Source organism: Pseudomonas sp. 22072, from assembly GCF_052046095.1.
In the GTDB taxonomy this organism is placed as follows: domain Bacteria; phylum Pseudomonadota; class Gammaproteobacteria; order Pseudomonadales; family Pseudomonadaceae; genus Aquipseudomonas; species Aquipseudomonas paracarnis.
Map to the genome: position 1 here is coordinate 67,573 of NZ_JBQEQE010000017.1, position 24,718 is coordinate 92,290.

Annotated in this window: 34 protein-coding genes; 26 read left to right on the forward strand and 8 right to left on the reverse strand. The window is 57.2% G+C overall.

Annotated elements, in window-relative coordinates; translation table 11 throughout:
- Positions 1-65: 65 nt before the first annotated feature.
- On the reverse strand, positions 66-680 hold the full coding sequence (locus tag ACTJLA_RS18245; protein ID WP_280089459.1) for a hypothetical protein: 615 nt from the start codon (positions 678-680) through the stop codon (positions 66-68).
- A 54-nt stretch (positions 681-734) separates the two neighbouring features.
- Positions 735-950, reverse strand: coding sequence for a YdaS family helix-turn-helix protein (locus ACTJLA_RS18250; RefSeq protein ID WP_003218319.1), 216 nt, complete (start codon positions 948-950; stop codon positions 735-737).
- An 87-nt stretch (positions 951-1,037) separates the two neighbouring features.
- Between ACTJLA_RS18250 and ACTJLA_RS18255 the strand changes: the two genes are divergently transcribed.
- From ACTJLA_RS18255 to ACTJLA_RS18340, 18 genes are all read left to right on the forward strand, one after another.
- Positions 1,038-1,700 carry a LexA family protein gene (locus tag ACTJLA_RS18255; RefSeq protein ID WP_440841809.1) on the forward strand — a complete coding sequence of 221 codons (663 nt, stop codon included), beginning with the start codon at positions 1,038-1,040 and terminating at the stop codon, positions 1,698-1,700.
- A 177-nt stretch (positions 1,701-1,877) separates the two neighbouring features.
- A complete protein-coding gene (locus ACTJLA_RS18260) occupies positions 1,878-2,888 on the forward strand; it encodes an ATP-binding protein (protein WP_280089457.1) in 1,011 nt (336 codons plus the stop codon).
- Between the two features lie 67 nt (positions 2,889-2,955).
- On the forward strand, positions 2,956-3,288 hold the full coding sequence (locus tag ACTJLA_RS18265) for an STAS-like domain-containing protein (RefSeq protein ID WP_177037962.1): 333 nt from the start codon (positions 2,956-2,958) through the stop codon (positions 3,286-3,288).
- Between the two features lie 166 nt (positions 3,289-3,454).
- Positions 3,455-4,027, forward strand: coding sequence for a hypothetical protein (locus ACTJLA_RS18270; protein ID WP_440841810.1), 573 nt, complete (start codon positions 3,455-3,457; stop codon positions 4,025-4,027).
- 154 nt (positions 4,028-4,181) lie between these two features.
- Positions 4,182-4,433 (forward strand): DUF1654 domain-containing protein, encoded by a 252-nt coding sequence (locus ACTJLA_RS18275; protein WP_280089455.1) that lies wholly within the window; start codon positions 4,182-4,184, stop codon positions 4,431-4,433.
- 413 nt (positions 4,434-4,846) lie between these two features.
- Positions 4,847-5,284, forward strand: a complete 438-nt coding sequence (locus tag ACTJLA_RS18280; protein WP_440841811.1) for a hypothetical protein — start codon at positions 4,847-4,849, stop codon at positions 5,282-5,284.
- A 561-nt stretch (positions 5,285-5,845) separates the two neighbouring features.
- Positions 5,846-6,304 carry a hypothetical protein gene (locus ACTJLA_RS18285; RefSeq protein ID WP_440841812.1) on the forward strand — a complete coding sequence of 153 codons (459 nt, stop codon included), beginning with the start codon at positions 5,846-5,848 and terminating at the stop codon, positions 6,302-6,304.
- Positions 6,305-6,325: 21 nt separating this feature from the next.
- Complete coding sequence (locus ACTJLA_RS18290; protein ID WP_060550197.1) at positions 6,326-6,751, forward strand: hypothetical protein; 426 nt, start codon at positions 6,326-6,328, stop codon at positions 6,749-6,751.
- A 19-nt stretch (positions 6,752-6,770) separates the two neighbouring features.
- On the forward strand, positions 6,771-7,196 hold the full coding sequence (locus ACTJLA_RS18295) for a hypothetical protein (protein ID WP_440841813.1): 426 nt from the start codon (positions 6,771-6,773) through the stop codon (positions 7,194-7,196).
- Complete coding sequence (locus tag ACTJLA_RS18300) at positions 7,193-7,408, forward strand: hypothetical protein (RefSeq protein WP_440841814.1); 216 nt, start codon at positions 7,193-7,195, stop codon at positions 7,406-7,408. Before ACTJLA_RS18295 ends, ACTJLA_RS18300 begins: the two co-directional genes overlap by 4 nt.
- Positions 7,405-7,608, forward strand: coding sequence for a hypothetical protein (locus ACTJLA_RS18305; protein ID WP_057978960.1), 204 nt, complete (start codon positions 7,405-7,407; stop codon positions 7,606-7,608). The genes ACTJLA_RS18300 and ACTJLA_RS18305 overlap by 4 nt, the downstream gene beginning before the upstream one ends.
- Positions 7,605-8,165 (forward strand): hypothetical protein, encoded by a 561-nt coding sequence (locus ACTJLA_RS18310; RefSeq protein ID WP_440841815.1) that lies wholly within the window; start codon positions 7,605-7,607, stop codon positions 8,163-8,165. Before ACTJLA_RS18305 ends, ACTJLA_RS18310 begins: the two co-directional genes overlap by 4 nt.
- Before the next feature lie 122 nt (positions 8,166-8,287).
- A complete protein-coding gene (locus ACTJLA_RS18315; RefSeq protein ID WP_440841816.1) occupies positions 8,288-8,581 on the forward strand; it encodes a hypothetical protein in 294 nt (97 codons plus the stop codon).
- A gap of 44 nt (positions 8,582-8,625) precedes the next feature.
- Complete coding sequence (locus ACTJLA_RS18320) at positions 8,626-9,363, forward strand: hypothetical protein (protein WP_440841817.1); 738 nt, start codon at positions 8,626-8,628, stop codon at positions 9,361-9,363.
- Positions 9,360-9,923, forward strand: a complete 564-nt coding sequence (locus ACTJLA_RS18325; protein ID WP_198831662.1) for a siphovirus Gp157 family protein — start codon at positions 9,360-9,362, stop codon at positions 9,921-9,923. Before ACTJLA_RS18320 ends, ACTJLA_RS18325 begins: the two co-directional genes overlap by 4 nt.
- A gap of 7 nt (positions 9,924-9,930) precedes the next feature.
- Entirely contained in the window at positions 9,931-10,521 is a 591-nt protein-coding gene (locus tag ACTJLA_RS18330) for a hypothetical protein (RefSeq protein ID WP_440841818.1), read from the forward strand.
- Between the two features lie 69 nt (positions 10,522-10,590).
- Entirely contained in the window at positions 10,591-10,920 is a 330-nt protein-coding gene (locus ACTJLA_RS18335; protein ID WP_440841819.1) for a hypothetical protein, read from the forward strand.
- Between the two features lie 58 nt (positions 10,921-10,978).
- Positions 10,979-11,380, forward strand: a complete 402-nt coding sequence (locus ACTJLA_RS18340) for a hypothetical protein (RefSeq protein WP_440841820.1) — start codon at positions 10,979-10,981, stop codon at positions 11,378-11,380.
- 29 nt (positions 11,381-11,409) lie between these two features.
- Here the strand turns inward: ACTJLA_RS18340 and ACTJLA_RS18345 are convergent, their stop codons facing one another.
- Entirely contained in the window at positions 11,410-12,063 is a 654-nt protein-coding gene (locus tag ACTJLA_RS18345; protein ID WP_440841821.1) for a hypothetical protein, read from the reverse strand.
- 81 nt (positions 12,064-12,144) lie between these two features.
- Between ACTJLA_RS18345 and ACTJLA_RS18350 the strand changes: the two genes are divergently transcribed.
- The 3 genes from ACTJLA_RS18350 (at position 12,145) to ACTJLA_RS18360 (ending at position 14,239) form a co-directional block, all read left to right on the forward strand.
- On the forward strand, positions 12,145-13,068 hold the full coding sequence (locus tag ACTJLA_RS18350) for a DNA cytosine methyltransferase (protein ID WP_060765654.1): 924 nt from the start codon (positions 12,145-12,147) through the stop codon (positions 13,066-13,068).
- 45 nt (positions 13,069-13,113) lie between these two features.
- Positions 13,114-13,479 carry a hypothetical protein gene (locus ACTJLA_RS18355; protein WP_440841822.1) on the forward strand — a complete coding sequence of 122 codons (366 nt, stop codon included), beginning with the start codon at positions 13,114-13,116 and terminating at the stop codon, positions 13,477-13,479.
- Between the two features lie 82 nt (positions 13,480-13,561).
- A complete protein-coding gene (locus tag ACTJLA_RS18360; protein ID WP_440841823.1) occupies positions 13,562-14,239 on the forward strand; it encodes a hypothetical protein in 678 nt (225 codons plus the stop codon).
- Positions 14,240-14,634: 395 nt separating this feature from the next.
- Here the strand turns inward: ACTJLA_RS18360 and ACTJLA_RS18365 are convergent, their stop codons facing one another.
- On the reverse strand, positions 14,635-14,826 hold the full coding sequence (locus ACTJLA_RS18365) for a hypothetical protein (protein WP_229999514.1): 192 nt from the start codon (positions 14,824-14,826) through the stop codon (positions 14,635-14,637).
- A 176-nt stretch (positions 14,827-15,002) separates the two neighbouring features.
- On the opposite strand from ACTJLA_RS18365, the gene ACTJLA_RS18370 reads away from it, so the two are divergent.
- The 5 genes from ACTJLA_RS18370 to codA all read left to right on the forward strand — a co-directional run bounded on the left by ACTJLA_RS18370 (position 15,003) and on the right by codA (position 18,805).
- Positions 15,003-15,230: a hypothetical protein gene (locus tag ACTJLA_RS18370; protein WP_440841824.1), complete on the forward strand. Its 228-nt coding sequence runs from the start codon at positions 15,003-15,005 to the stop codon at positions 15,228-15,230.
- A complete protein-coding gene (locus tag ACTJLA_RS18375; RefSeq protein ID WP_044483140.1) occupies positions 15,227-15,439 on the forward strand; it encodes a helix-turn-helix transcriptional regulator in 213 nt (70 codons plus the stop codon). The genes ACTJLA_RS18370 and ACTJLA_RS18375 overlap by 4 nt, the downstream gene beginning before the upstream one ends.
- Before the next feature lie 63 nt (positions 15,440-15,502).
- Entirely contained in the window at positions 15,503-15,859 is a 357-nt protein-coding gene (gene queD, locus ACTJLA_RS18380) for a 6-carboxytetrahydropterin synthase QueD (protein ID WP_003190259.1), read from the forward strand.
- A 393-nt stretch (positions 15,860-16,252) separates the two neighbouring features.
- Positions 16,253-17,521, forward strand: a complete 1,269-nt coding sequence (gene codB, locus ACTJLA_RS18385) for a cytosine permease (RefSeq protein ID WP_186527811.1) — start codon at positions 16,253-16,255, stop codon at positions 17,519-17,521.
- Positions 17,522-17,569: 48 nt separating this feature from the next.
- Positions 17,570-18,805, forward strand: a complete 1,236-nt coding sequence (gene codA / locus ACTJLA_RS18390; protein ID WP_314551456.1) for a cytosine deaminase — start codon at positions 17,570-17,572, stop codon at positions 18,803-18,805.
- 9 nt (positions 18,806-18,814) lie between these two features.
- Here codA and ACTJLA_RS18395 read toward each other — a convergent pair whose 3' ends face one another.
- From ACTJLA_RS18395 to tssI, 4 genes are read right to left on the reverse strand one after another with little or no spacing between them, the layout of a single operon-like run.
- Positions 18,815-20,965, reverse strand: coding sequence for a lipase family protein (locus ACTJLA_RS18395; protein ID WP_314551459.1), 2,151 nt, complete (start codon positions 20,963-20,965; stop codon positions 18,815-18,817).
- Positions 20,966-20,978: 13 nt separating this feature from the next.
- Positions 20,979-21,758 (reverse strand): hypothetical protein, encoded by a 780-nt coding sequence (locus ACTJLA_RS18400; protein WP_374956622.1) that lies wholly within the window; start codon positions 21,756-21,758, stop codon positions 20,979-20,981.
- A complete protein-coding gene (locus tag ACTJLA_RS18405) occupies positions 21,751-22,587 on the reverse strand; it encodes a DUF4123 domain-containing protein (protein WP_060764295.1) in 837 nt (278 codons plus the stop codon). Before ACTJLA_RS18405 ends, ACTJLA_RS18400 begins: the two co-directional genes overlap by 8 nt.
- Entirely contained in the window at positions 22,587-24,482 is a 1,896-nt protein-coding gene (gene tssI / locus ACTJLA_RS18410) for a type VI secretion system tip protein TssI/VgrG (protein WP_314551464.1), read from the reverse strand. The genes ACTJLA_RS18405 and tssI overlap by 1 nt, the downstream gene beginning before the upstream one ends.
- Between the last annotated feature and the right edge of the window lie 236 nt (positions 24,483-24,718).

Below are 24,718 nucleotides of genomic sequence, written 5' to 3' on the forward strand. Positions count from 1 at the left end.
GCTCCAGTTGTTTACCGCTGTAGAAAAAGCCGACCTCGTACGTCGGCTTTTTTTGTGCCTTGGATTCAGGCGATTGATTTCAGTGCAGGCTTGCCGTTGATCAGTGCCTCAGCCTTACGGCGCAACTCCCCTGCCTTCGCTTCAACCTGACGGCATTGCCTGGCGAAGGCCGGCAAATGCGGCAGGTCCTGCTCGCACATCACCTGGTCATCAAATACTTCGCTGCCGGTGTCGATCACATCGCCCAGCGCGCGGATCAGCGCACCGAAGCTTTTGTTCGCACATTGGTCGCTGGTCATCTGGCGGGCGCCGGTCAAGCCGTGTCGGCTCGCCAGCTCGTTCAGGCAGTGATCGCGGTATTCAGGCTCAAGGGCGTTGACCCAAGACTCTTCAAGCCATGACGGCATTTCCTGATCGCCGTTAAGCCAACGTTGAACACGCTTGAGCCAGCGGCCGGTCGCCTTCACGAACTCATTCACGTCGCCGGTCAGCTCCGCAGAATTGAAGTCCGGAACGTCTTTCTTCTTGGCTCGATCAGGAATCGACAGGTGCAGTTCGCGGCTCAAAGCCTGAGCGAAGTCGTCCTGGCTCAGACTGGTGCGTGCGATCTGGTTTGCAGCGTGGGCGACCAGCACCTGATCACGGGTTTGTACGGTGTGTCTGGAACTGGACGTTTGCATGGGGACTGCTCTCTTTTAATCTGGCTTCAATGGAACGGCGGACAGGGATGTCGCTTAGGCGGCCATCTCGGCCCATGGAAACGACGGACAAAGGGATTCTTTTTTGAAAGCACCTCCGGTCAACGCCTCCGCTCGCTTGGCAACCACTGGAGACATGCCGTGCTTCTCGCGAACCCATCCGGAAACGGTGCTTTGATCAACCTTGAGCTTTTCAGCCGTGACCTCCTGAGTGCCGAAGAAGGCAACGAGGTCCTTATAAATAGTGTTCATGCTGCCCCTCCATACGGGAATACCCATATAGTAGGTTATGGGAATACCGATTTGCAAGGATATGGGAGCACCCGTAATACTTCAGCGATGGAATTTAAAGATCGCTTGAAAGCCGCTCGTCGGCACGCAGACCTAAGACAGGGTGAACTGGCTGAAAAAGCCGGGCTTACACAGACGTCGATTTCTGACCTTGAGCGTGGAAAATCGAAGGCTACTGCTCACGTTGTGAAGATCGCCGATGCTTGCGGCGTAAGCGCTATTTGGCTGTCGGATAATGTGGGCCCCATGGTCGTCGACTCTAAAAAGGAAGAGTCGAACGTTTCGCTGGCTGCCCAGAATCCTCAGAGCTTCCGCTATCCAGTGATCAGCTGGGTTTCTGCTGGCTCATGGGCTGAGGCGGTCGAGCCTTACCCTGTTGGTATCTCCGATCGCTACGAGTTTTCCGAATACAACTCAAAGGGCCCCGCGTTCTGGCTCGAGGTAAAAGGCGACTCAATGACCTCTCCGGTCGGCACGAGCATTGCCCAGGGATCCCTGATCTTGGTAGACACCGAGGTCGAGGCGACACCGGGTAAGCTTGTCGTGGCCAAGCTGCCAGACAGTAACGAGGCAACCTTTAAGAAGCTGGTCAGTGATGGTGGTCGGCTTTACCTGAAACCACTGAACCCCGGATACCCGACCGAAATATTTGATGAGAATTGCCGGATCGTCGGCGTCGTAGTCCAGGCCACCCAGAAATTTCACTACTGAGTCCGGGCGCGGGCTGGCGGGTTATGCGGATGAGGTGAGAATAGGCCGAACAAAGCTGGCGGCGGAATGGCGCTGTAGCCTGGTACTTGTGGGTACTAAGGCGCCATCATTTTATAGCCAATTGATGGCACACCGGTTACATTCGCGTGAAAATCAAAGATCTTCAAGGATGTAGATGTGTTCGGCCATCTTTTCGAAAGCGACGCCATTCTTTTGCCCAAGGGCTTAGGGTCATCCGATCCAACCGCTCTATTTAGAATCTGCAATCAAATTTCTGAATGCCAAGGCGACGTGGTGCTTGATGCTCAAGACCTTGTGTTTGTGGATCCCCTCGGCATGGCCACTCTGCGGGCGCTCTTTGAGACACAATTGCTTCACAAAAATATCAGCATTCGGTGGTTAGGAAATCAAATCACTTCATATCTGCATCGTATGGATTTTTTCGCAGATTTGGAGATTCAGGGTGTTGATCTACCCAACGACAGGGCCCGGAACGACCTTCCCGGCACCTTGCTGGAGATCACGAAGGTTTCTGAGCATGCACAAGCAGAAAATATTGCCTCAAGACTTGCTTTGGCGATAACAGGAAAGCTTACGCGTTCGGATCCCGATGCACCCGTGAATCACGCGACTGGGAAAAACGAGTTCGACCTTTATCGCGTCCCGATTGAATATTCTCTAAAGGAACTGTTGGAGAATTCGCTCACCCATGCCAGAAGGAATGGTCGAGGCGACGCCGCTGTATGGGTTGCATGCCAGTACTTTCCGAAAACGAAGTCTGTTCGCATGGCGATCGTCGATAACGGCTGCGGGTTTCTATCGACCCTTGAGAACCACCCTAAACTTACTGAACCTACTGATTCAGCAGCCATCAAAGCTGCATTACTGCCACGAGTGAGCTGCAATAGAGGGCCGCTAGCCTCCTATGATCGTGATAGTGAAAATCAGGGTGTGGGATTGACTACAACTGCTAGGATTGCAGAAGCAGCTGATGGATACCTGATTGTCGCAAGCGGAAATGCTTGGCTAGAAACCAAACGATCAGGTGAGGATTCATCACCTGACTCACGCTGGAATGGCGTCGCTATCGCGTTTGTTTGCTCCAGGGAGAAGCTACCAGACGTGTCCGTTCCGAAACTGCTTCCAGCTGAAGAACACGATATTGACGAAGAGCTTGATTTCGGATAGACCTAAGGTTAATGCTGGACTAACGAATCCGAATCAAACTACATTCACTCCCCTACAGAATTCTCAAATGGAAATTGCCGAGGAAAGCGTCATGCAAACCCTAATAAGCTTAGCGAGGTCTGAGGCCGTTCGCACACTAGGTATGAGGGCTTCTGCTACGCCATATCGAAAGGAAATCGAGCAACAACTCGACACTGGTAACAAGGTAGCTATTGATTTCGCTGGGAAAGATGCGACCCAATCCTTCGTCGATGAGCTTATCGGCGCCCTGGTTCTGCGACGCGGCCGAGCAGTTTTGGCTAGCCTATCGTTTAAGAATTGCTCGGAAGACGTAAAGGCTATCATCAAATTTGTCGTGAATGACCGGGTTCACCAGATATCCACCGCCACCGCTCACTGAAAATCACTCAAGAAAATGGGCCGACGAGGCCCTTTTCTTTGCCTTAAATTTCTCTCCTTCCTGAATTTATCCAGCCTGCAAGTTGCAAAACTCTCAATATCTCGCCTGACCGTCCGCAGCCAGGCTCAGAATGTTAAAGTGCTGGCTCAATTACGGGAGGGATCCAATGAAAGGATTTGGGGCGTTCGCGCTGATCATCGGCGCGTGCTGGCTGATCTTCGCGCTTAGCATGGATGTATCCGTGCCTACCGGCGCCGGCCGAGTGAGTAACCTGGGACTCATGGCCGACCGCCAGATCCACACCATTGTTGGCGGAGTGATTGCGCTCGCCGGCCTTCTCATGGTTTTGCTGGGTGGTAAAGGCTCTCCCGCTGCCACCCAGTTAGAGAAAGATACTCGTCCCTGCCCTATGTGTGCCGAGAGCATCAAGACTGCAGCGGTCAAGTGCAAGCACTGCGGCGCCGATGTTGAGCCAGTAGCCGCCCCGCGCCTTAAAAATGGATGGGTTGCATCAACTGCCTGTAGTGACGAAGAAGAACAGCAGCGAACCATTGAGGCAATTGCCAGCACCGGACTTCCGGTTGTTCCAATGATCGGCCTGGCAGTGGGTGCCGGCCCATTTGAAACGAAGGAAGAGGCAAGGCAGGCCCAGGTCGCAATGCGCGACGGCCCCAGGCTATTCAGTGAAATCGTCTACAGGGATTCGGTGAGCGGCAAGTACCCGCCTATCCGAGATTAACGCACTGGCAACCCCGAAGCCCGCCGAGCGCGGGCTTTTTCATGCCTGTCGAAATTTGGCTCGACAAGAAATATGCATTTATGCATGAATTATCTTGCCACGGCATGGGACTACCAATACTGTACGCATACACAGTATTGGTAAGGAGTACCACATGCCGCGTCCAGCATTCGCCACGTCAAAACCACCCTCTTCCTACGAGGCAGCGGGCCGCCGCCTTCAGGCCCTGATTGCCGCTCCCGGCGTTCAAAAGTACCAGGCGGTGACGGTGTGTAGGCTGGATCACGAAAGTCCTGAGGATTGGGAGCGACTGCTGGACGAGATCGGTGAAACCGCCGGCGTCCGGGTCGAAACCCTGGAGGGCGGAACCGTCAGGATTGGCTGGCGAGAATACTGCGACGCATAAATTAGCCCGCCACTGAGCGGGCTTTTTATCGCCTTCAGCAAAAAATATGGGAATACCCATTGACGATAAATATGGGATTGCCTATATTCACTCCATCGAGTCACCCAACAGGGACTCGCCAGGGCCTCAGGGCCTGACCGCTCTTTAACAGTCTGACGTGACCACCGCGACGTACCCAGGCCATTACCTGGGTCGGAAGAAGCTAAATCGCCGCCCATGCAGCCTCTGGTAGCTGCCGTACTCCCACATGTGAGTACGCGAAACCACGCACAAACCTGCAAAGCATCGAACACGAAATGTGCTAACGCCGGTGAGAGACGACTCGGACCAATGCGTGGTGGAGATGAAACACCCACAGATTTACTGATGCCGCTTCTATGAGGCGGCATTGGAAATCCAACGGAGGAAGTGAGATGGGCAGATTTGAAAGTTTTCCGGAACAACTGATGGCCTGCTTCATGCTGGGCTTTCCAGTAGTGGGCCTGCTCTTAGGTGCCGTTCTTTTTGGTCTTGTCTGGCGAAAGGCCTGGGCCTGGATCGACGATGCTGAGGCTGGGCGTAACCCCGTGCTTGAGTTTCTGGCTAGGCTGCGCGGCTGGACGCCATATACCACCGGGGGCGCAGGCTACCAATGGTGGAAAGACAAAAAGGACTCAACGCATACAGAGGTCGTGCTTCCGTTTCTTGGGGCGTTCTTCTTTACCCCTCTAGCGATTTTCCTCGGTATTAAGCTCTACCCGCTTGTTGTCGCTGCGCTGACCTTGGTCGCCGTTGCTTTTGTGGCCCGGTTCGCACGGCGCCACAAAAAGCTATTCGACAAACACCTGAAAGATCCCGAAGCGCACAAGTGAACAACCAGCGCCACGACAGCCTGTCGTTAACTGCCCTATACCGGTGATGGTTGAGGTCCTGGGTGGTCAGGACGAACCCGGTTAACCCACCCGATCCTCTCTATGAGAGCGCATCGGGGTGTGATTTGGAGTTTGCCTCGGCGGATCAGGGGCGCCCTGCGTGCGGGGTGGTGTCGACTAGGTAGCGCTGCCGAAATCGACGTAATTCTTTTGGGTTCGAATCCCTGCCAGATCACACCCCGATGCGGACGAAACTGCGGCCTATAACCGCCCACCTGCATCAACCCACAGAGCCGATCTGTGAAGTCAGTGTTAGAGCACTGACTAGACGATATCTCGACCAGCCTTGCCGGGTATCGGCAGCAAGGAAAGGCACCCCTGTTGGTAGCAGGGCTTTCAATCACCCGCTTGCAGTGAGCCACGAGCAAGCCGACTTGCCGCCGTAAGCGGCTTCCACCCTTCCCGCCTATACCCGTCAGCACTCCTCCCCCGCGCCCATCGGCAACCAGCGGGAGGAATGAGTGTTAACGAATACAGGTGAACCAACAATCGGAGTTGACCATGAAACAGCAAACGAACCGTATCCGCATGGCGGACCAAATCTTCGACGCAAGCCTGCTCAGCGGCAATTTTCTCGGCGGCTTCAATTCACGCGTGCATGGCGTTGAGCGCAATGCCACGGCTGACGGCTATGCGCGCTTTGAGCGTGGACAGGGCTGGGATAAAGCGGACGAAATGATCCGCTCCGGCCAGATCTACTTCATCCACCCATTCCCCCACGGCCAGTGCAAGCAGACCGGCTTCGTCTACGGCGGCACCTGGGCCTGCAACACCTGCCGCACTGACGGATTCCAGAAGCCTTGGTGGGCCATCCGTGTGATGAAGGATGGCAGTGCGTGGTGCGTGGTAGGCGAAGGGTTTGAAAACCTGCAGTCGTCGGCCAATTACGCATTCGGCGATACCCGCGAAGAAGCGCTCAACGCCTACGCCGAACTGATGAATCAGCCGGTAGCCGCCTAACCCCAAACACTGGAGGTCGTGATGAGCGATTTCGGATATTGCGAAGGCGATACCTGCCGCCGCAACGGCTGCAAAGGCGTCATCCAAATGCGCAAAGCAGAAAACTGCAGCTGCCATATCAGCCCGCCCTGCTCCGCCTGTACGGCGCCGCGTCACTTCTGTGATGCATGCGAATGGGATGAGGCGGACGACGAGATTATCAATGACTTCATCGTCAACGTGGATAAGACCACCGGCAACTATCGGAGCTGGGAGCCAAGGCCACTTGACCCGACAAAAATCGACTACCGGATCAAATCACACACCAATTCATCGCAGATCTGCGAGGGCGTTTATCCCGAAGGTACCCCCCGGGAAGAAGTGCAAAAGCTGGTGATTGGCACCTTCGGTGGTCGCTTCGAGCACTTCGGGAAAGGGAAATTCAAGTACATCGCTTACACCGACTAACGCCACCCTGGAGGCGACCATGAACGCAACAGCGCTTGCACAAAGTGAATTCGATAACCGTCTGCCGCCTCCGGTGAATGAAACACCTCGAGATTTTGCGCGGGAAGAGTGGCTGTACAACGCCACGGAGCAGCTGGTGCGCTTCGGTCAGGATGTGAAGCTCCAGCGGCGCCTGCGCAGGCCTCAGGCCGTCACGGTCGCTGAACTGGCACTGGCGGCGGATGAACTGGCGAACGCCCGGCAGGCGAACTTTGAGGTCGGCACACCGGCGCTCGGTTGGCTACTGATTGCCAACAACTGCGGCCGGGCCGACAAAGAGTCGACCGCCGAACTGCTGGGCCACAGCGACCACCCCTTCGGCAAGCTTGGCGAAATTGCAGAGGCCCTACTTCGGCCCCTCGCTGACGATGCACTGGCCGCACAGGCCGAGGACGAAGAGCTATGAATACCCATACCGCCCTCGCCCGCCTGGGCCTGGAAATCGCCAAGATGAAGAAGTCCTGCACGCCGGTACCGGATCGCACCTTCGTCATGGGCATGATCGAAATGGCCGAGTTCGCCGATCTGGTCGACTCCCCTACCGCAAACCGTTACCGCGATGCGCTGGATGCCAAGTTCGTCGAGCGCAATACGCAGCTCAAGGAGGCCGCCGCATGACCACGCCAATCCTGAAATCGCTGATCGACGAGCAAATCGAAGAGCTGCCCGCCGACCGCATGATCCTGGCCTTCACCCACACCAAGTGGCTGGGTGCCCTATCGCTGGCTCATGACGCGGGAATCCCGAACGTTCACGCCTGGAGCGGCCGGGCCTGCATGTGTGGTGAGTGGACTGTCGCTTATGAGGTGAAAGCATGATTGTTGATTGGAGTGGTGCACCAGAAGACTGCGTAGGCGCGCTTGTCGCCTGTGTTGGGAATATCCATTTCCCGAGAGTTACCTTTGTTAAAAGCGTGATTCATGAGCAAAACCGGGTACGTGGCGAGTTTTGTGATGGCTCAGCGCTTTGCGCTTACCTTGACGTGTGGGCTTATGAGGAAAGGCCGTGGACCGGCGAAGGCCTGCCGCCTGTTGGAACAGTATGCGAGTTTGCCGGGTTCAATCCAGAGGAAACCATGCCGACGGATCCGCGTGTTGGCGACCAAGTAACGGTTATAGCCCACTTTATGAGCGGTTCTTTTGAGGTGGCTGCATTCACCTTTTATGCGCCTCCTGAGTTCGAATATTTGCAGGTCGCTCAAGGCGCATACGGATGCTTTCGACCTGTCCGAACACCCGAGCAGATCGCGGCAGATGAGCGAGCTGCCAATATCGAAGCGATGCGGGCCGATATCGGGTGGAAGGCGCCTTATCTTGGTCCATGCCCGGTTGCTCTTCTCTATGACGCTGGCTACCGCAAGCAGTCGCAGCCATGACCTCCTACCAAAGAGCCAAGCGCTACTGCTTCTGGCGCGGGTCTGCCATAGCACTCGCATTCTTTACGACCTGGATGCTGCTCAGCGCACACGCCGGGACGATCACTCAATAGGTAAACGACATGACCGAAGTCAAACACACGCCAGGGCCGTTCTTCACCAGTTGCCCGCACGGCGGAACGATCTACGTTGAAGCAAGACTGCGCGGCTCGACGATTCAGGAAGTGGCCGCTGTCGGGCCGACCGAAACGCCGGAACAGCAACAGGCCAACGCAAAGCTGTTCGCTGCATCGCCGGACCTTCTTAAGGCGCTGGAAATGTGCATTGAGTGGATGGGTGATCGTCGCGACGTATTACCAGAGTCCATTGACGCTTGGGTCAAAGGCCGCTACGCCATCGCCAAAGCCACCCAATAACCCCCCTTCACAGCGCCCCTCTCCGGTGGCGCGGAGAGATAGTCATGTCCGATAAAAACATGCAGATCTGGAATCAGGTCAGCAAGACCGATACCAGTCACACCAAAAAAGCCGAAGTAGGCGGGCAGAAGATCACCAGCCTCAACGGCACCGCGATGATCATGAAGGCGACCGAGATTTTCGGTCCTGTCGGTATTGGGTTCGGCTGGTCGGTTGTGGAAGAGCGCTTCGACCCCGGTGCGGAGATGTTCGTTGGTGAGGGTGAGAAGCGTGCATCGCTTGGGTTTGAGCTGAACCACACGATCAAGATCAAGTTTTGGTTCGACCTCGACGGCAAGCGCGGCGAAATCGAACAGTACGGCTGCACCCGCTACCTTTACAAGTCGAAGTTCGGCACCACCACCGACGGCGAGGCGCCGAAAAAGTCGCTGACCGACGCCATCAAGAAATCGCTTTCTATGCTCGGTTTCAGTGCCGACGTATTCCTTGGCCTGTTCGACGACGACGAGTACGTCACTCAACTCAAGGAAGAGGAAGCGATCGCCAACGCCGACGACAAGGACGCCGAGATCCTGCGCCAGAAGCAGGAGCGCGTGGACTGGCTCGCCTCGGCAGTTGAGACCATCGGAAAGGCAGTCACTGCGTACGAGCTAAAAAACCTGAACGTGAAATACATCCGCGAAGCCACTCGCCGCAATGAGCCCGCGTTCATTGCCCGCATCACTCGCGCATTCGAAGAGCGCAAAGCCAGCCTTGAGAAAGGCACGGAGGCAGCAGCATGACTCAGCTCTACGCACTCACCGGCAAGCTCGCCGAGCTACAGGCCATGGCCGACACCGATGATGAGGGCCTGAAAGAGGCTCTTCAACATGCCATGGACGAAGTGCAAGGCGACTTCAATGACAAGGCCGACAACATCGTCATGCTGCGCCGCAACATCGAAAGTGACGTGACGGCCATCGACAACGAAATCGAGCGCCTGGCCGAACTCAAGCGGATCAAGTCCAACAGCGTGTCGCAGATCAGCGACTACCTGCGCCGAAACATGGAGGCCGCAAACATCAAGTCGATCAAGCGCCCGCTGTTCACCATCACCCTGGCGATGGGCAGCGAGAAGGTGATCGTAGACAACGAAGACGCTGTTCCGGACGAGTTGACCGCTGTGAAGTCGAGCATCACGCCGGACAAGAAGGCCATCGCCGCCAAGCTCAAGGAAATCCGCGAGCACAACGAGGCTGTGCGCAAGCGTATGGCAGCCGGTGAAGACGCCGAACACGAACTTCTACCAGAACCAACCTGGGCTCACCTGGAGCGCGGCGATAGTTCGATCCGCATCAAGTGAGGTAGTCATGATCAGCATCCTACAGAACGAAGTAGAACGCCTTCGGAAGTCTTCGAACGAGCTGGCCGCCCAGGTCGCTGAGTTTGTAGCGGCCGGCGGTGAGATAGAGGAAATAAAGCCGCCGCCACCACCGAAACCGGTCGTCTACGTACCTCAAGAGCCTCCAGCGCCCAAGCCGTTCGTTCGGCGCAGGGTTGAAGCAGCTCCCCTGCCCCTGGACAGGGAAGATGTTCGGGAGCAGGCCAGGCTAAAGCTGGTGGAGTACATGCGCCAACTGAGCGCCACGCACACCCAAACAGAGGCCGCCGCCGCACTTGGCATCAGTCGCCGCAACGTCTACAAGCACGCCACCATGAACGACATCACGTTCAAGAAGCCGGAGCGAGGCGGTGCGAACAACAACTACCGCCGAGACCAAATGGGTGAGCGCGACGCGAAGTACGCCGAGCGCATCCGTGCATTCCTGGAACTGGGAATCACACGGCGCCAGTGCTGCGGGAAGCTCGCCATCAACAATAAGGCCTTTGAGCGGATCGTCGCGGCCCACGGCATCGACTATCCGAAGGCCCGGCGCGGGAGCACCTCATGCGCCGCATAGCCCGCACCCAGCAGCGCAAACGACAAACCTGGCTAGCACTGCCGGCCAGCGGAATAGAAGAGGTAGGCCATGGCAGCAGTACCGCAGAAAGAACGCTCGGCCAAGTCTGCAAGAAAGCGTGTGGCGCTTGCCGAAGAGGAATTGAGGCTCAGGGTTCGCCCCGGTACGCGGCAGGCCCTGGCCGACCTGATGGAGTGGTCAGGCATTACTGAGCAGGGCGAGGCGATGACGCTGATGATTCATCACCTGCACGAGATGGGCTCCGCGAAGTGCCAGCCACTACTAAATCCACCGCGCCACGAAATCGAGATATCGCAAAACGTGGCGCGGGAATTCCGCAATAAAAGCCTACTCGCCATCCAGAAAGACCCCGGCGACGAGATCATCGAACCCGCTTAACCCACCCTACTCGCTGCATCCGGTAACCCGGAGGGCGGCGCCTGACTGGAGATAATCCATGGACTACAACTGCGAATACGTTCGGCAGCACTATCAGGTGCCAGCCGAAATCGGCCGCCGCGTCATCGCCTACGGCAAGCCTGGCATCATCCTGGCGGATCGCGGCCACTACATCGGCGTGGTGCTCGACGAAGACCCAAAGAAGAGGATCAGCAATTACCATCCGACCCACGAAATGCAGTACGGCGAAATGGCCGAGAGGCTGCCGCTAAAAGAGTGGTTGGTCCTGCCGTTCAGGCATGACTGGGAAGACCTCGACTGGAGCCGGGAAGCCCGCGAAGACCTGGTCAGGGTCTGGGCGGCCACTCGCAGCCAAGCGAGATACAAGGCCTATGAGCGGCTTCAGGATTACTGCCACAGCATCAAGGCGATGATGCATTTCAAGGTTCGGCGCGCCTAGATTGCTATAGAAGGGAAAGATACATTGGATTAGGGCAGTTTTTTTCTCTTGCAGAAGTTAATTAGAGCTGTGTCATTAATTACTATTGGCGCTATTTCCCCGCTGAACTTAGGTTGCCAAATTGCTCTGATTTCGCATTGCTTTGAAAAACTTGGTTCTTTTATCAATGCTGGATGAGCCCCCCAGTTCAGACCGTTCCACTCCTCGTCGCGCGGCATGTACCGTACTTCTGCGATCCCTAAGAGGACGACTGGAACATGCAAATTTAGCGTTTCCGTTAGTCGCCGATAGAAATTAAATAAGTCCACGATCTCAACGCAAGAATCTGCTCCATCGAACTGCGCAAGTACACTCCTTGAATATTCAGATGAAACACAATGTACAAAACAATTCGGATGATCAAATTTTTGAATCATACGAATATCTTTCAAACTAATTCCATCTGAGTCATCAAAGTCAATAAGTTTGAATTGCTTTATAGCTTCACGATGCGCGCTGCCAACATCTCTGCTATTAAAATATGGAATATCATGAGAGACGCTTTTAATTCCTTCATTTACATCGGCGATGCCGCCTTTATGTTCGGTACTCCTAAAGTCATGAAGTGTTCCGATCCGGACATTTCCAAGCGCCAATAAAGAATCGTTGTATCTCTGACCTGAATATCTAAAAGCTGATGACACTCTCCGCTCCTTGATCCGGCTCCATGCCGGTCACCCGTAATACCCTATATCACTGAACAGCGCCAGCCGGCGAGGATCCCTATGCATACAGCAATTGACCTATTCGCCGGGCTTGGCGGATGGAGTACCGGTGCGCGCGCTGCCGGCGTTGACGTTCTTTGGGCTGCCAACCATTGGCCTGAGGCCGTCAAATGGCACAGCGCCAACCACCCAGGCACCCAGCATGTCTGCCAAGACCTTCATCAGGCCAAGTGGGAAACAGTTCCCAAGCATGATTTGCTTCTGGCATCTCCGTGTTGCCAGGGCCATTCAAAGGCGCGGGGCAAGTCATCGGGCAATCCACAGCACGACGCCAGCCGCTCTACTGCCTGGGCGGTTGTTTCTGCGCTTGAGTTTCACCGACCTGAAGGCGGGATACTGGAGAACGTGGCCGAGTTCATGGACTGGGCGCTATATCCAGCCTGGCTCGCAGCTGTTCAGGCTCTTGGCTACCAGGTTGCACCGCATATCGTCGACTGCGCCGACCTTGGCGTTCCCCAGCATCGTATTCGCCTGTTTCTGGTGCTGACCCGCAGCAGGGCGCCACTGATGCTCCAAATACAACGGCATGAGCATGTGCCAGCCACCAGCTTCCTTGATTTCAATTCTGGAAAATGGTCGCTCATAGATAAGCCAGGACGCGCCACGGCAACTCTTGCACGCGTGGCCAATGGCAGGGATCGCTTCGGTGATCAGTTCATCATGCCCTACTACGGCAAAGGATCTGGGCTCACGGGCAGAGACATGGGCAGACCCATCGGCACCATCACCACGCTGGATCGGTGGGCGCTGGTACGCGGCGACGAGATGAGAATGCTCAGTGCAAATGAGGCTCTGGCCGCCCAGTCATTCCCGGCCAATACCCTGCGACCTGACAACCACCGGCTGACCATGCACATGGCGGGCAACGCAGTACCGCCGCTGGCCGGACAGCGAGTTATCGAAGCATACCTCGCAGCCGCCTAACTCCCCCACTCCACCGCCCGGGCATGGCCCGGCAAGGAAATTACTGTGTCCGAAGTTCACCGATACCAGGTCGTGACGATGCTTTCAGCGGCAGGCGCGACGATTGGCTACGACCCGCACGGGCCTGATGTCGTTATGGCCGCCGAGTTCTACCGGGTAACCGCCGAGCGTGACGCCCTGCGAAACGAGGCCGGCCAAGTAAAGGGCGAATACGACCGGGCAGTAAACAAGGTCGACGTCCTGCAAGCCCTGCTGACCGCAGCGGATGAGCGGGCGGACGTGTCGGTGGGGTTGTTGCGTGAGGCGCGCCAGCACCATGGCGTGATGCTGATGAGCGACCCGCCACAGGATGCCTGGAAGTACCACTGCATGAATGAGCGTATCGACGCCGTACTGAACGCCAAACCCTGAAAAGAGTACATCCGTACTCCACCCGCAAAACCTCTACCCTTCCCCCTTCAAAGTCAGCCGCTATAGCGGCGAGGACGAAGTCATGCCTGAAATAAAGGAACGCCCCATCCTGTTCTCGGCGCCAATGGTGCGCGCCATCCTGGAAGGCCGGAAGACGGTCACGCGGCGGGCGCTGAATGCGCAAGCGTTGAAGAACATCGGCTACGGCGTTCAGCTCGGCGAGTGCCACGAACTTCCGAGCGAAGGTCCGTTGCACCCGAACAGCATTGGTTACTACAACGACTTTTGCCCGTTCGGACAGCCGGGCGACCGGCTGTGGGTGCGCGAGACCTGGTACTGCGATCACTTCGAGGTCCAGAACGGGCCATACCTGCAACCTTCCGACATGCATGACCTTGATCAGTCACGCGAGAACGGAAAGCTGGTGTACGCCGCTGATGACCTGGCGCCGTACGAGCAGGAGCAGCCCACCTGGAAGCCGTCGATCCACATGCCTCGCTGGGCCAGCCGCATCCTGCTGAAGATCACCGGAGTACGCGTCGAGCGGTTGCAGGACATCACCGAGGAGCAAGCCAAGGCCGAGGGCGTGCGGCTCTACACCGATCATGCCGAACTGGGTGATTGGTGGCACGTCGAGGGGATTGATACGTACAGCGCTGATCCGCGCAAATCGTTCAAGCTGCTCTGGTCGTCCGTCGGCGGCGACTGGGGCGCCAACCCGTGGGTCTGGGTGGTTTCCTTCCGCCGGGTGACGCCATGATCGCCACCCTCTGGTTCGCCTACGTCTTCATCTACAAGGGGCCCAGGCCATGAGAACTGTTCGCCGGATCGTTGATGACCCAACAGCCCAGTACGGTTTCCGCGTGGAGTCTGCCACCTACGAGGACGCCGAAAGATCACCGGTTTCCGGCTTGACCGTCGCTCCCACTACTCAATCAACCGGGACGGCGAGGTGGAACAGCACGGCTGCTGCACCTTGAACTGTTCCGGGTGCAGTTGTGGGTGCGAGGGTGGCTGCAGTTGTGGCCCGTCCACGGGTTGCAGCGAATGCGGCTACACCGGAAAGCGCCTGCACTACTTTGGATTCCCGCCATCCCCGCCAGAACGCAAGAACCCCTAACCCCAATCCCCCTACATGCCTGCCGGTGAGCGGAATCAGGGCAACTGACTGTCGATCCATCGTTCAGCTGCCGCCATCGCATCATCAAGTGCCGCCGGATAGTCAGGCCAAGGGCCCAACAACTCTGCAGCAACCTCACCCAAGCCATTGATGGGTGCTGGCTCAATGATCTTTGCGGCAACAGGGCTCTGATCGTTCGGGCGACGCCAGTCGAACTTGAGAAACATCACGTGGCCCCGGTAAGCGTGCGCTATCGGAGCATCGAAGTTGTGTGACACGTCCATGCCTCATCACGAACTAAGTTGAACCCTTTTGTACACCGCTTCGGTCCTGTTTGAAAGATAGGCAGAAAGCTATCACTCCAATCCCCTATATGCCGCCTCGCGCGGCTAGGACACACCCCATGTTCGCTATGAAACTAACCCTGATACTGCTGGGCGCTTTGCTGTACCTGGCAGGAACACTCGGCTGGTTCTTCTGGGCCGGGCCCGGCCTTGTCGGCATAGGCGCCACCGACGCACTGCTCTACGCCTTCGCCGGCACATGCGCCTGGCTGCTGATCAGCTTCGGCCTGGCAATCCACATCATCAAGACAGCGCGGCCCACGGTGGGCGCAAGGAAAGAGCCATGAACAGAGCAGAGAACATCGATCGCTTCCTGCGCCTAGATGAAGTGCTCCATACGACCGGCCTGGGGCGGAATACCGTTTATCGTCGGATCAGGGAGGGCACATTCCCAAAACAGGTTAGAATAGGCCCCAACTCGGTCGCCTGGCGCCAATCGGCAATCGCTGAATGGATGACCTCAATTACGCCCAGCAACGACCAATCAGTACATTGATCAGTACACCAAAAGCTGACAATCGCACAGAGCCCTTTAAAACCCTGCCCTACAGGTTATACCGTGGAAATCTTCAAGGAATTTACATTCGAATCCGCCCACCGCCTGCCCCACGTACCGGAAGGCCACAAATGCGGGCGCCTGCATGGGCATTCGTTCAAGGTGGCCATCCACCTGAGCGGCGACCTGGATCCCCATACCGGCTGGATTCGCGACTTCTCGGAGATCAAGGCGATTTTCAAGCCGCTGTATGAACGCCTCGACCACAACTACCTCAACGACATTCCCGGCCTGGAAAACCCCACCAGCGAAGTGCTGGCCAAGTGGATCTGGAATGAACTGAAACCCTTGTTGCCGGAACTCAGTGCGATCCGTATCCACGAGACCTGCACCAGTGGGTGCATTTATCGCGGCGAGTAAGTGATCGAGTGTTGAAAAGACCACCTGCGGGGAATGTCACTGTGGCGAGGGAGCTTGCTCCCGCTGGGTCGCGNGCCCCAAAAGATGGGACTGCTACGCAGCCCAACGGGAGCAAGCTCCCTCGCCACAGGTCACTGTTTGTTCGCTCTAGCTCTTAATTGGCTGGCATTGCCAACTGTAGGTGTTTTTTTCGAAGCGGCGGGCTGATCCATTAGGAAAACCCGCACAGACGCCGATCGACTGAGCCAGTTTGGCTCACCGCTGCACTGCTTTTGCGCTGATTGGGAGGAGGCGGCCTTATAAAGGGCTTACTACGTCAGCGCATACCTGCCTGCACCTGCATTGGCACGCAGGATGCACACGACCTGGGTCACCACTCAGGGAGCAGCCCCCATGACGCAACAAGACCCCGGCAACGACTACCCTCTCAGCGAAGTCCCCTTGCACGCGCGCAAGGGTCTGGCCTCTACGGCCATGGTGTTGCTGGGGTTCACCTTTTTTACCGCGACCATGTTCGCCGGCGGCAAGCTGGGGGTGGCGTTCAGCTTCATCGACATGCTCGGCGTCGTGGCCCTGGGTAACCTGTTGTTGGGTATCTACGCCGCAGGCTTGGGTTACATCGCGTTCAAGAGCGGCTTGAACTCGGTGTTGATGGGGCGTTTCTGCTTTGGCGAAGTGGGCAGCAAGCTGAGTGACTTGATCCTCGGTTTTACCCAGATCGGCTGGTATGCCTGGGGCACAGCCACGGCAGCAGTGGTATTGGGCAAGTATTTCCAATTGAGCCAGGGCAGTGTGCTGGGGCTGATGGTGGTATTTGGCTTACTGTTCTGCGCCACCGCCTACGTGGGGTATCGCGGCTTGGAAATCCTGTCCTACATCGCGGTGCCGGCCATGGGGCTCCTGTTGCTGCTGTCGATGTGGGTCGCCACCGTAAAGGTCGGCGGGCTGGAGGGGCTGCTGGCGGTGGTGCCCAGCGCTGAGCTGGACTTGTCCACCGCCATCACCCTGGTGTTCGGGACCTTTGTCAGCGGGGCAACCCAGGCCACCAACTGGACGCGGTTTTCGCGCTCGGCCAAGGTTGCGGTGCTGGCCAGCCTGATCGGCTTTTTTGTCGGCAATGGTTTGATGGTGCTGATCGGGGCCTATGGCGCCATCGTCTATCAGCAACCGGATGTAGTGGAAGTCTTGCTGCTGCAAGGTTTCGCCACGGCGGCGATGGCGATGTTGCTGCTCAATATCTGGAGCACCCAGGACAACACCATCTACAACTTCGCCGTCGCCGGTTGCAACCTGCTGCGTACCCAGCGTCGCAAGAGCGTGACCCTGGCCGGCGCGGTGATCGGCACCCTGCTCGCCTTGTTCGGCATGTACGACCTGTTGGTGCCGTACCTGATCCTGCTGGGCACGGTCATCCCGCCGATAGGAGGCGTGATCATGGCGGACTTCTTCTATCGCTATCGCGGCCAATATCCGCGCTTGGCAGAGGCTCACTTACCGGCATTCAATTGGCCAGGTCTGATCGCGTATGGGGTGGGTACCGTGGTCGCGTTCAACTCGCCGTGGGTCGCGCCGTTGGTGGGAATTTTTGCCGCATCGCTGACCTATGTGCTGCTCAGCGCCATACTACGCGCCATGACCGCCTGGACATCGGTATCGTCCTGAGGATCTGGCGGCTGTCTGCCTGATTTTTTAGCCAAGAGGAACTTGCCCATGCACATCATCAATGCCCGCCTGCGCAACCGTGAAGGCCTGCATGATCTGCACCTGGAAAATGGCCGGATCGCCAGCATCACTGCGCAAACCGGAGCGCCCACACTGATGGCCGGCGACTTGGACGCCGCCGGCAACCTGGTCATACCGCCCTTTGTCGAGCCCCACATCCACCTCGACGCCACCCTCACCGCCGGCGAGCCGCGCTGGAACATGAGCGGTACGCTGTTTGAAGGCATCGAGTGCTGGGGCGAACGCAAGGCCACCATTACTCTGGAAGACACCAAGGCCCGGGCCAAAAAAACCATTCAGGCCCTCGCCGCCCATGGCATCCAGCATGTGCGCACCCATGTCGACGTCACCGACCCGGACCTCACCGCACTCAAGGCCCTGCTGGAGGTACGTGAAGAGAGCACCCACCTGATCGACCTGCAAATCGTCGCCTTTCCCCAGGAAGGCATCGAGTCATTCCGCAATGGTCGTGAGTTGATGGAAGAAGCCATTCGCCTGGGTGCCGATGTGATCGGTGGCATTCCCCACTTCGAATACACCCGCGACCAAGGCGTGAGTTCGGTGAAGTTCCTCATGGATCTGGCCGAACGCACTGGCTGCCTGGTGGACGTGCACTGTGACGAAACCGACGACCCCCACTCACGCTTTCTCGAAGTCCTCGCGGAAGAAGCCCGCAGCCGCGACATGGGTGCCCGCGTGACCGCCAGCCATACCACCGCCATGGGTTCCTACGACAATGCTTACTGCGCCAAGCTGTTTCGCCTGCTAGGACACTCCGGCATCAGCTTTGTCTCGTGCCCCACCGAAAGCATCCACCTGCAGGGCCGCTTCGACAACTTCCCGAAACGCCGTGGTGTCACCCGTGTGAACGAACTGCTTGAGGCCGGCATGAACGTGTGTTTCGGCCAGGATTCCATCGTCGATCCCTGGTACCCGCTGGGTAACGGCAACATTCTGCGAGTACTGGAGGCCGGTCTGCACATCTGCCATATGCTCGGTTACCGCAATTTGCAAAACGCCCTGGACCTGGTCACCGACAACAGTGCCAAAGCCCTGGCCCTGGGCGATCGTTATGGGTTGCAAGCAGGTCGCCCGGCCAACCTGCTGATCCTGTCGGCCGACAGCGACTACGAAGTCATACGTAGCCAGGGCCTGCCGTTGTACTCGATTCGCAGCGGCAAGGTACTGATGAAACGGCAACCGGCACAGGTAGAGTTTATGTAACCGCGTGGGTTAGACGACTGAGTCGATGTCCAACGTTTGCACCCGTACCTGTTCATCGTGGGAAGGCGGCGGAACGCTGGTGAATTGGGCCGGCTCACGATTCTCGCAATGGCGGAACCAACGCTTGAGGCTCGCTTGCAGACGTGCAGAAGAGGCATGGCTGCCGTAGACATCGCGGGCTTGCAGGCGACGCCAGCGCAGGCTTGCCAAGCGTTCGCGGCTGGTGTGCAAACGGTCGATCTCTGCGTTCAAGGCATCAGTAGGTTCATGGCTACGATCATTGGCAGGGCGCCGCAGAGCAAGTTCACGCCGCTTGGTCCGTAGTTGCTCGCGCATGTCTTCAAAGGCCCGGTCGAGCAGCTCGAATTCCCTCTGGGTCACCAACGAGCCCTCACTCTCCAGGGTTTGTTGCCAGCGGCGCAATGTCGCCCACGCCGCGGGGATGTAGCTGGTGGTCATGAAGTGCTGGTCGGCTTGAAACAGCTGCCTCAGCAAATTATCGCGGTCGGGCATGTCGCCCTGCAGTTGCAATGCGCGGTTGCAACCCGCTTCTTGGAGGGATTCACAGCCAGGCTTCCATAACACCGAAGAATGGCTGCCATCCGGGAGCGTGATCGGCATGAAATGATATTGCTCGCCATGATGTCGATAGGGGTTACCACCCACGCGCACCAGCCCTGCGGCGAACAACAGGCCACCGGGTACGGGGTTGCTGAATAGCGTGATGGCCCCGGGAATCCAGAGCTTGGCGGTGGTATTCATCCAGGGCGCCGGGACGCTGGGGACGGGGTCGTTGTGGTTGACGATGCGGTGGTGGACCAGGGAAGAGGCACCGGCGGTAAATTCAGAGTCGGCGGCGCGGGGGGCGCCGTAGGTGTAGAGCAGGATGTTGTAATGGGCGTCTGGGGTTCGGCGCAGTCCTTCTGCCAACAGCAGTGCTATGGCGCCGCCGAGGCTGTGGCCGCACATTACGATGCGCTGGCCGGTGTGAAACTGATCAAGATATTGCAATACGAAATTACGCAGCGCCCGATAGGCCTGGTAAAAACCATCGTGGGCTTTTCCAACACCGCCTTCGAAGGCCACCTGATGGGCGTCGGCGTCACGTAATGCGTCGGCACGGCTGACCGTTCCTCGCACAGAGATCAGGATGACTTCATCGTGGTGGGTGATGAAGGCCTGGGTGTCAGTACCGAATTTTTCATCATCGAAAAAGTGCAAACGTGCGGGATGCTCCTGCTCTTCGTTTCGTTCCGGGCGATTTTGGGGATACAACACGGGATCGAACGGCAGGATTTCGAAACGCCGGGAGTAAGGAATATCTTCGTAGATCGGGTAAAACCGGTGTGATTGCTTCGGATCAATTCGCCAGGCTTCGTGATACACCGAAAGCTGTTCAGCGAATAAATTTCCAACGCTCGGATCCAACGGAAACCGGACTTCGTCTAATGGTTTTTCGGCGGGGGCCTGTCCAAAATCGCAGTAACTCAACGCAGCAAACAATGCCAGTTGGTATAGGTTAAGGGCGCAGAAGCCGTCTTCGGTGGATAAGATGGGGCGTAAGGCCCGTAGTGGTCGCACTTCCAGAACGGTGTGCTTGTTGGGGAACAGTACGATACCCACCAATGAAGGCTGAGGGGGGCCGAAGCCCAGATCGGCCATCATTTTCAGTGCGTGACGCTTGGGAGAGTGGACTCGAGGCGTTGTCGGAGGCAAATGGGCAACATGACGAACTAAATCTCTAACTTCGACTTGATAAAATCTGTTGGGTTGATGTTGAGCGGGATTGGCTTCAATACGACGTCCATCGACCGAAGCAAATCTGGTTTGCTCAGCACGAAATTGAAGCTCGGTGATAGGTAGCTGATAAGTCGGCCGCATCATTAACCGACGATATGGCTGCTCGGTTCCTGAATACAAATCGTCAAAAACGAGGACCACAGGACCGCTGTAAATGTCTTTTAGCTTGGCGAATCCTTCCTCGTTCAATCTACCTTTGTACTCTCGTCCAGCGCTGTCGCGGACCGTATACGACAGGCCGCCGTACGTCGCCCCAACTCCAGTTTCATCGACCAAGCAAAAACTCACCCACTGCCCTCGCAATGAACAAGCTGGCGTGCTGTCACTGAAAAAGGGTCGCTTCCTTGCGTCCAAATACATGGCCTACTCCTTATTACTCACACGATGGATAAATATTACAAATGCGACCATCCGGCATTTTTATCGGTTTAAAGTCGGTGGTATTGCCGTTGCAATAAGCGTCCCGATCGGCAAAGTTCTTACCCCTACATCGCTTCCATCCACCTGGAACATTTATCCAATTATCGTCAAAGGCGGGTCGTTCCTCATCAGTCAAATTCAACACAACCTTGAGTTTTTTCCCCGGCAGTTGATCTCTTTGTACAACGCCCCCTACCCGCGACTCTTGCAACTTGCCCATCGAATCCAATGAATTGCAGATCAGGAGTTTTCTAATCGCATGCAAAGGCCCTACCGTCCGAAAGTGCCACTTACATTGCCCAAGGACTTCCTGCACACCCGACTCGGGCATCCCAGGCAGGTCGGCCTCCAAACGGTCTCGAATGGAAATACTCCCGAAATTCCCGCCCACATCCGTACTCCGCGTCCCCCACTTCGCATAGAAGTCAAATTCCACGCTGCGCAGGACCAACGGACATCCTTCTACCGTTTCAGTCAGTGGCAACTCGTAACTCACACTGCTCGCCACAGGCTTGTAGTCTGTAAAAAAGACTTTCCGCTCAGGTCTTTTGCCTCGCCGCCGAGGCAAGGTGCAGGTCTCACCCGTTGCGGGCCGGTAGTTGGCAGCCGTTTTAAGTTCAAATTGCGCCGGCAAATCCACCTCCAATGTAAAACGCTCCACCGTCCTCCCCGTACACCCCGAAAGCCACGCAGCCGCAACAACCAGCAACACCCACCCTATCCACCTATTCACCTTTCCCTACCTCCCTGTGCCACTGCTCCACCACCCGTTCAAAATGCTCCCCTGGCGCCTCGCCGGCCCTCGGCTGCCAATGGATAACACTGCTTCGGGTCGCCTCTGCCAAACGACGCACCACCAGAAATTCGAGCTTCTCCGGCTCCCGCCATTGCCAAGCGCGCGCCTGCGCCAGTACCTGGGCCAGCCAAATCCTTGGGTCTTGGAATTCGACCAATGCCGCCAGGTCTTCACTGTGTTCCGCCAACAGGTAACGCAGGATATTGACGTTCAGGATGGCTTCGGCCTGGGGGTTGGGTGTATCGAGCCAAGGCGGGAGCAGAGGCGCTGGGTAATCGCCCGGTGCAGGGTTTTCGTGATGGCACCAATGGCCTTCGTGCCAATAGCACACACTGATCAGCGGCCCGAGGTAGACCGGCCAATGCTCTTTGGCCAGATAGGCCAGGGCGCGGGCCAAGGTGCGGTTGTCGTGAATGCGGTAAAGCGCCTGCTGGCCCTCTGGCCCTATCAGCAGCCTTTCGCGCCAATGGCGCGCCACATCCGCCAAGTCGGTAGCCGACAAGCTCGCGAGCCACCCCCAGTTTGACTCGGGGCGTTGCAACAGATCAGCCAGGGCGGGTTCATTGATCTGCTCAAGCAAGAGGATGATCGGGCCAGAACCCGCCAGCTCCGCCGCGGCGGTGTCGCTATAGAGATTGCAATAGTGCGACGGGGCGCAACCTGTCAATAGAGGCTGGCGAGTCTCGTCGCTACCCTCCACTATCAGGCACAATCGGTGCCCGTTCTGCAGCTGTTGGGCCATCCAACGATGAGGCAAGCTGTCCATCAAGCCGCCCTCTGCGTGATATCGCACAGGCCTTCGCGGCAGCGCTCGCACAGGGGGCAAAAGTCCGCGCCCAGTTGCCTGGCCAAGTCCATGACGACGCTTTGCACTGCCGACAACTGCGCGCCAGCGAACAAAGCCGGGCTCGCCGAACTGTTTGCGACCGACGAACCGGCCTGGGTAAGGGGCCTGCTGCTTGAGATACTGCCCGCTTGCATCACCAAGTGTTCCCCGCCAGCCATCAAGCTCAGTTGCGCACCGGCCTCAATGACCAGGCTGGCACCCGCCTTGAGGTGAACCCGCTGCCCAGCTTCGAACACCAGGCTCTGGCCAACGCGAGTCAGGCTATCGCCCTCTACCTCCAGGCGACTGTCATGACCCACCCGTTGTTCCAAGTCACGCTGGGCGTGCAGGTAGATGAGCTCTTCGCCGCGTCGATCTTCAACGTGCAACTCGTTAGCCCCTCCGCCATCCGGTGAGCTGCGGCTACGCAGCACGCTGCGTGTCTTGTGCTGCGGCAAGGGATAGGCTGGCAGGTGTGATGCATTGGGTAGGCAGCCCGTGACGAGAGGGTGGTCCGGGTCGCCCTCCAGAAAGCTCACCAGCACTTCCATGCCTACCCGTGGAATCACCATGGCACCAAACCCGTCCCCCGCCCAACCGGACGCCACGCGCAGCCAGCAACTGCTCGCCCCCTCGCGGTTGTCCACACGATCCCAATGAAAGCGCACCCTCACCCGACCATAGGCATCGCAATGCACGTCTTCGCCCGCAGGCCCGGTTACCGTCGCGGTCTGGCTGCCACTGATCGTTGGCCTGGGATGCTTGAGCGCCGGTCGATGCACTGCACGCCAGGGTGTCGCGGTGAATCGGTTGCGATAGCCCTGGAATCCACTGGCTTCAACCATCGACTCCTCCAACACCTGCGGCTGGTAACCCTCATGACGCACCGAAGTCAGCAGCCATAAATCGTTGCAGAGTGGGTCGGGGTGATCACATAGCTCAAGGAAGTGACCACTGCGCAATGCCGGCTGATCGCTCTTGCCCAACACCCTGTGGCGATCACGCTCGTGACGCTCCAGGCCGCGTCGCGCCAGCTGCGCGCCGCGCGCATGCCCCTTAAAACCGGCAGGGTAGGCATAGTCTTCCAAAGTTTGCGCCTGCACGGCACCGGCCTCTTTTTGCAGGCGAAATGAAGGGTGCTCGAAGTCATAGTCACGGCGTACAGTGCGCCGGCTGCGCGTCTCCAATCGCAGGTCGAAGCGCTGTACAACACGGCTCTGGAGCACCGGATCAGGCGACGAGCAATACCGCTGCACCGGCAACCGTCGAAATACTGTCTGGTCATCACCGAACACCAGCAGATGATTGTCCACGCTGTGACGAAAGTGATAGTGGATGCCCTCCTCTTCACACAGCCGCTGGATAAAATGCAGGTCGGACTCCCTGTACTGCACGCAAAACGCGCGTGGCGGATACACCACCGGCCCGAGTTCAAAGGCATAGGCGTCAGAGAAGATGCCGTGGTGTTCGAGGACCGTCGCAATGATCTGCGGTACGCTGCGCTGCTGGAAAATCCGCTGGTCGCAACGATGGGCAAGGGATGCCAGACGTGGAGCCAGCGTGATGTGATAACGGGTGAGTCGCGCACCGGGATCGTCCCGACCGATGGCGTAGACGTGCCCATGCAGGCCCTGCCCTGCTTCCCCGAAGTCCAGATAGGCGGGTTTATGAAGCAATGCCTCCAGGTCAAGAGAAGGATCTTCGCTGACTAACTGCACCTGTATGAAGTAAGGTTGATCGAGGGCTTCGCTGCCTTTGAACGCTACTACCTGAAGATCTGTATTTATTTCTGAAAGGATCAATTTGAAACATGACGAAAGAAACTTGTTAACCATCCTTTGTTACCCGCCATCAACTTTTCGATTGAACGACTCTCTTTCGCCAACGCCAACTGGATTGGAAAAAAAGCACCTGAACATGCTCAAGCTTAGCGATTTCAGGCGATTTTCGGCCCGCACCGAATAAAAAAGAAGTTTCGTACAACGAGGATGGAAGTGTCTTTTTACAAAATATTAATACTTTCCATAACAAACAGAAAACGCGGACTGTTGCTTGTCTATTTACAACTAAG